The organism is Protofrankia symbiont of Coriaria myrtifolia (genome assembly GCF_900634755.1).
GTDB lineage: Bacteria > Actinomycetota > Actinomycetes > Frankiales > Frankiaceae > Protofrankia > Protofrankia coriariae.
This window is the reverse complement of the sequence record NZ_CAAAFS010000009.1, coordinates 3,199-3,865: the sequence shown is the minus strand read 5'-3', so window position 1 is coordinate 3,865 and position 667 is coordinate 3,199. Positions and strand designations below refer to the sequence as shown.

Annotated in this window: 1 pseudogene; it reads right to left on the bottom strand. The window is 67.2% G+C overall.

Going from position 1 to position 667, the window contains the following annotated elements:
• A pseudogene (locus tag CM1CMNOD_RS00390) lies at positions 1-667 on the bottom strand (cell division protein FtsK); the annotation flags it as partial.

Genomic DNA, 667 nt, shown 5'->3' with positions numbered 1-667 from the left:
CAGTAGGTGGTCGCGAGCCTTCTCCATCTCCGGGATCGCTCGGACCGCATCGGTGCCCGGTACAGCCCGGCCGGAGCGCGCGATGGCCTCCAGTGACCGGCGGATGATGCCGGGGACCTGGGCCACGTGGATGAAATAGGTCTGGGCGATCTCAGAGCGTTCCCCGGTGAAGCCCTTGACGATCGCTGTGCCCGCGTCGGTGCCCGGGATGAGTTCGGTGGCGCGGTGTCCGGCCCGGTAGGCGCCCTGGCCGAGTAGGGCGTCGTTGGCGACGTGGTCTCCGACCGCGTAGGCGATGCCGTTGGAGCAGTTGCGGGTGACGTCGCGCGGCATGCTGTCTTTCGTGGGTGCCTGTGTCGACACGATCAGGTGGATGCCGCGTTTGCGTCCCAGCCGGACGATGTCGACAAGGAGCTCTCCGATCTCCTCTCCGTGCTTCTTGTGCTGGATGGCGACGTGGGCTTCCTCCAGGAGGCACACCAGCGGGTGTAGGCCCACACCCTTGCTGGCCAACTCGCGGGTCACCGCCGGCACCTCATACTTGATCAGGAGCTGTCCGCGGGCCTGTACCTCGGCGTGGAGTTCCCGCAGGTCGGACAGGATCGAACGGATCTTGTCGGTTTCCGCGCCCATGACGTAGCGGGAGCACCGCGGCCGGAACGCCTCG